General features: G+C 45.8%; 7 protein-coding genes and 1 pseudogene. 4 read left to right on the forward strand and 4 right to left on the reverse strand.

Features of this window, described 5'->3' with window-relative positions; all coding sequences use genetic code 11:
• The first annotated feature begins 99 nt into the window (after positions 1 to 99).
• Positions 100 to 516, forward strand: coding sequence for a hypothetical protein (locus Q7V48_05925; protein ID MDO9210274.1), 417 nt, complete (start codon positions 100 to 102; stop codon positions 514 to 516).
• A gap of 48 nt (positions 517 to 564) precedes the next feature.
• Here the strand turns inward: Q7V48_05925 and Q7V48_05930 are convergent, their stop codons facing one another.
• The 4 genes from Q7V48_05930 to Q7V48_05945 all read right to left on the reverse strand — a co-directional run bounded on the left by Q7V48_05930 (position 565) and on the right by Q7V48_05945 (position 2045).
• Entirely contained in the window at positions 565 to 1008 is a 444-nt protein-coding gene (locus tag Q7V48_05930; GenBank protein MDO9210275.1) for a hypothetical protein, read from the reverse strand.
• Positions 1005 to 1211 carry a hypothetical protein gene (locus Q7V48_05935; protein ID MDO9210276.1) on the reverse strand — a complete coding sequence of 69 codons (207 nt, stop codon included), beginning with the start codon at positions 1209 to 1211 and terminating at the stop codon, positions 1005 to 1007. The genes Q7V48_05930 and Q7V48_05935 overlap by 4 nt, the downstream gene beginning before the upstream one ends.
• The gene (locus Q7V48_05940; protein MDO9210277.1) at positions 1192 to 1617 is read right to left on the reverse strand and encodes a hypothetical protein; all 426 of its coding nucleotides are present in this window, start codon (positions 1615 to 1617) and stop codon (positions 1192 to 1194) included. Before Q7V48_05940 ends, Q7V48_05935 begins: the two co-directional genes overlap by 20 nt.
• Positions 1618 to 1880: 263 nt before the next feature.
• Positions 1881 to 2045 carry a hypothetical protein gene (locus Q7V48_05945; protein ID MDO9210278.1) on the reverse strand — a complete coding sequence of 55 codons (165 nt, stop codon included), beginning with the start codon at positions 2043 to 2045 and terminating at the stop codon, positions 1881 to 1883.
• 244 nt (positions 2046 to 2289) lie between these two features.
• Between Q7V48_05945 and Q7V48_05950 the strand changes: the two genes are divergently transcribed.
• The 3 genes and pseudogenes from Q7V48_05950 to Q7V48_05960 all read left to right on the forward strand — a co-directional run bounded on the left by Q7V48_05950 (position 2290) and on the right by Q7V48_05960 (position 4853).
• Positions 2290 to 2538 (forward strand): DUF104 domain-containing protein, encoded by a 249-nt coding sequence (locus tag Q7V48_05950; protein MDO9210279.1) that lies wholly within the window; start codon positions 2290 to 2292, stop codon positions 2536 to 2538.
• Between the two features lie 169 nt (positions 2539 to 2707).
• A pseudogene (locus Q7V48_05955) lies at positions 2708 to 2932 on the forward strand (type II toxin-antitoxin system VapC family toxin).
• Positions 2933 to 4073: 1141 nt separating this feature from the next.
• Positions 4074 to 4853, forward strand: a complete 780-nt coding sequence (locus Q7V48_05960) for an acyl-CoA dehydratase activase (GenBank protein ID MDO9210280.1) — start codon at positions 4074 to 4076, stop codon at positions 4851 to 4853.
• Positions 4854 to 4922: the final 69 nt, after the last annotated feature.

The raw sequence follows: 4922 nt of genomic DNA on the forward strand, positions 1-4922 counted from the left end.
TAAAAAGGGGAGAGGCACATTGCCTCCCTTTTTTGTTTTGACAAAAGGTATTTATTCTGTTACCTTTTATCAAAAGACAGAGACGGGGGAAGGTTGTTTATGAAGAAGATACTTCTTATCCTGGTCGTGATGGCGATCATGGGTAATGCCCTATCTGCTTATGCCAGAGATGTCTCCTTTACCCAGGAGGACAGGGACAGGCTGATAAGGCTTGAAACAAAGGTTGATGAAGGCCAAAAATCCCTCCAGAGGCAGATAGATGACCTGAAGATAAGTACCCAGAGGCAGTTTGATAACCTTTATACGCTTATACTATGGGGTTTTGGGATTCTTTTTGGTGGGATGGGAATACTTATTGGATTTGTCATCTGGGATAGAAGGACTGCCCTTGCCCCTGCCATTAAGAAAAATAAAGAGCTGGAGGAAAGGGGAGATTTGCTCGAAAGGGCATTAAAGGAGTTTGCAAAGGTAGAACCAAAACTGGCTGAAATACTTAAGTCATTAAGGTTAACCTGAATCCTGCGTGAGTTACTATAGATAATGAAGCGGGGTTAGAGGCGTCCCTTAATTGCCAAAGGTTTGATGAATCTGACAATAACAATCCTCCACTTCCGCCTCATGTGCTTGGAGTTCATTTAAAGCGCAATAAAGGACGTCCAGGTGATCAATCACCCGGTACCTATCGCTGAGAAAAGCTCGGACTGAATCCCCAAGGCCCCGAATAAAAACCTCTCTTGGCTTCTCTCTTATCCAGGTATTCACGTTCTCGGCTAGAAGACCGGGAGCCTCATTTTCCATCTTGGAATAATACTTAATCGGGATGTCAAGCCTCTCGGCAATCTGATCATGGCGAGGTTTAGTGACGGAATAGGAATCATCCTTTCCATTGATTTGAATTCTTACTTGGCCGCTGGACAAAGCCATCTTCAATTTCGCCGAATCAATCTTTTGATCCCACTTCATAGGCCTTTGCTTTTCCAATTCTTCAATTAAAGTCTGTAGTCTCATGAGTCTTCTCCTTCCTTTGATCCTTCTGATTGTTTTAGAGGTAGTTCCAGCTGTTTCAGGTTCAATGGTGGTAGTTCGGTAATCTCAACTTGGCCGTCTCTCTGGATCGAGATCTTGAAGCCTCCACTAATCATTTCCTCCTTCCCCTTGCTCAATAGAGAATGCCTGATGTCATCTTCAACCTCATTTAGTGTTTTCACCATCCTCCTTCGAAAGATCAGACTCTTTACTGTTTGATAAAGCTTCCCTTGCCTCAAGCCCATCACCTCCGTTTAGCACTTTCTCTAAGATCTCATTAACCAGGGTCGTCATTTTGATCCGTTTGGCTTTGGCCACTTGATAAATCTTCGGAATTAGATCCTCTCTTATCTTTGGGCTGTACATAGATTTCCTCCATATAAAGTTTTGTATGTCTTCAAGATAGAGACAGTGATACCCGTGGTCCTCAGAAAGAATTTTGGCTATCCCAAGAGCCCTCAACCATTTTTCCATTTCTTTTGAGAGCATTTTCATCACCTCCGATCTGGAAGGTATAAAACTGATGAAATCTTCCTCCCTCTGAGGTGACATCTTTGAACTGGGAAGGTGGCATGCTGATTTTGCTTCCATCAAGAAGAAAGATGCTCACCATATCTTGAGAAAAATAAGGCAGACAAAGGCTATGGACTTTTAACATACGATCCTCCTAATCTATGGGCACCCTTTTGCCCAAGAGATTTTGGCCGGTTTGTCTAATTCTTTTTCCTCCGCACTTTTTGCTGTTTTTGCGACAGCACTTCCGGCAATATGCCAAACCCCAGGCTTGGACATACCAACATTCGGAGCTCAGGTTTTTAGAATGAATGATTCGTACTCTCATCACCCCTCCTTCTCTACAGGTAGCAGTTATGGCAGATCACCCGGCCATCGGCCAGGAGCACTGCCGTGTTGGTCCAGGGATGGAACGGTGTCCAATGATGGCCGCAGTCCAGGCGGAACTTCTTTCCTTTCAAAACGCGCCTGAGAAATTCCAGCGTTTCATAAATCACGATCCTCATCGATTTTCACTCCCTCCTTTAGATTGTTAAGGTACTGATTGAATTGCCTTTGGTTGGCTTATCTTCAGCATAAGGGGTGGGAAGATTGGGAAAAGGGGGGTGATATTGTCCCGAAGGGAAAAACTATCATCTGGAGTGATCCAGTGGATATGTTGACAGTTGCCATCCTATCCCCTAAAATGAAAATGGGGAGGGGAAAAGGTCTATGAGAGGTCATAACTCAAAAATCGAAGGAGGGATAAAAATGGCAAAGACTATCAAGGCAAAATTTTCTAAGGGAGTGATTGAACCTTTAGAAAAGATAGAGATCGGGGAAGGAGAAGAAATTACCATTAGCATTCTGGAAACTCCTTCCAGAATGGGAAAGAAAAGTTTTTTGGAGGCTTTAAAAGCAACGGCCGGAGGCTGGAAAAATCTAATTGATTGTGACGAATTAAAGAGAAATATATACAACGATCGCCTCATTATTACCAGGCCAGGGGTTAAACTATGAAATACTTAATCGATACGGATTGGATAATTGATCATCTGAAGGGTCAGGATAGAGTGGTCAGAAAGTTAGAAGAATTAGCCCCTGAAGGAGCGGCCATAAGTGTAATTTCTTAGCAGAGGTTTATGAAGGTGTTTATTATTCCAAAGACCCTGTTAAAAGTCAGCAGCTTTTAGAGGAATTTCTGGCTCCGGATTTAAAGGTGCTAAATATCGATCAGGAGATCGGCAAAGTTTTCGGTAGGGAACGGGGTAGGTTAAGACAGCGGAAGAAAACCATCAGTGACTTTGACCTTTTGATTGCTTCCACCTGCCTCTATTACAACCTAACCCTTCTTACCAATAACCGGCGGCATTACGAGATGGTGGAAGGCTTGGATATTTTCTCCCTCTCATAGACAAAATCAGAGCCAGCCATAACGGTTGGCTTTTTTCTCGGAGCGAAAATTGAAGCTTTTAAAAAAGAGGGAGAGAAAAAAAGGGGGAAAGTGAAAGTAGTCTCTTTTGCCAGTTGGCCTTCAGGGGCCAGGGGCAAGCTAACCCGTAAGGAAATATACAGATTTCTGAGGGAAAGGCATGAAGCCCTAACCCAAAAGATAAAATCAAAGGTAATTGAATCCGCCGCCAACCAGAAAAGGTTGGCTTTTTCATTTTATGCTCCCCTTTCTCAAATTGTAATTTGGGAAAATTTCTACAAAAGGTCTCAACGACTGGAGAAAGGGAGCGGTCCCTCGGATCGGTAGGTGCCACGGAGAGTATGGAGTACTTGCGTATGTCGGAAGCCACATAACTTCCGCATGCAGCAACCGGCGGGCGCAGGGGTGACGATCGGGTTCACCGTGACTGGCCAGGCCCGCCGCTGCTGATGCGGCACGTTAGGCGGACACGTGTTACGAGTGGAATTGAATTTTCGTTTGCAGGCGAGGCTAGTGAGGCACTCCGGAGGCTTAAAGGCGGAGAAACAGATAGGCTGAGCTGTAATGCAAGCGCACAAAGGCCCGAACGGTATGAAGGGACGATCGGAGAGGACATCGCATGGGCAATGGGCCGGCGGAACAACGGCGGTTGCCTTTCAGAATGAAGGGCGAACTGTGCTGTGCTGAGTCCCCGACTGAGAGTCCGTCTGATGTACAAAAATGAACAGCAGTAGGTGAGATCTGTCAATTGGATAGACTGCCGAAGCAATGGCTTTCGTCTTCAAAGGATGGGGAAACACTACTGCAAATCCTTTTCACACAAGAAGACCATATATCCAGTACCAGGAGCCCATAGATTCAATGGCAATCTTAGTTTCCCCTTTCGGATCTCCAAAATACTTCAGGATGGCCTCTTCATCGTTAGGGAAATTGGAGATTTACCCCGTTAGAAATAATGCCCCGCTGGAATTTCTAATGGGGTTTACTCCACCAGGGGGTATTAATTTGGTTTGAGGGGGGTCAGGATTTGTGTTATCTATAATATGAATGGCACGAATGACACCGAGTTTGCCGAATCATTCGATGAATTCGCTTTTATTCGTTTCATTCGCTTAGGAGAAAAATGGTTTTTGTATTAGGGATCGATATCGGTTCGGCCCAATCCAAAGGGGTTGCCCTCGGTGATCAGGGCCCTCTTGGGTCTTGTGAGTGCGCCTCCGGAGGAGATTTCAAGCTGACAGCCGAGAAGATGAAAGAGGAGTTACTTTCTCAGGCCGGGAGGTCAAGGGATAATATCTCAAGGACGGTCGCTACGGGATATGGGTCCAAACTGGTCATCTTCGCGGATGAAATCAAATCGGATATCGTCTGCCTTGCGAAGGGCATCTCTTCTCTGCTTCCCACGGTGAGGACCGTCATTGACGTAGGAGATCTTTACACAAAGGTCCTCCGCACGGATGGTCATGGAAGTGTGCACAGCTTTATATTGAGCGGTAAATGTGCGGGAGGAAGCGGCAGGATTCTTCAGGTCATTGCTAAGGTTCTTCAGGTCAAGGTGGATGAGATGGGTGAGTTATCTTTAAAATCAAAAAAGAGAGTCGAGTTTAACACCGGATGCGCCGTTTTCGCAGAAACGGAGGCGATTTCCCGACTCTCCCAAGAAGTCACAAAAGAAGACCTTCTGGCAGGCTTGCACAGAGCCCTGGCGGCCCAGATCAACAGTCTGGCCGAGAGAATAGGTGTGGAGCAGGATGTAGCCATGGTTGGAGGCGGAGCAAGAGATGCAGGCCTTGTTCAAGCCCTCAAGGAGATCAGAGGGCACAATATCCTCATACCCCCAAATCCTCATATGACTGCGGCCCTGGGAGCTGCCGTCATCGCCAGGGAGAGTTTAAAGAGATAAAATTGAAACCAGAGACTGAATCAGGAATATTCCACTTGAAGTCAAGGGTGAGTGTCATGCTGAATTTAT

This window comes from Deltaproteobacteria bacterium, from assembly GCA_030654105.1.
In the GTDB taxonomy this organism is placed as follows: domain Bacteria; phylum Desulfobacterota; class SM23-61; order SM23-61; family SM23-61; genus JAHJQK01.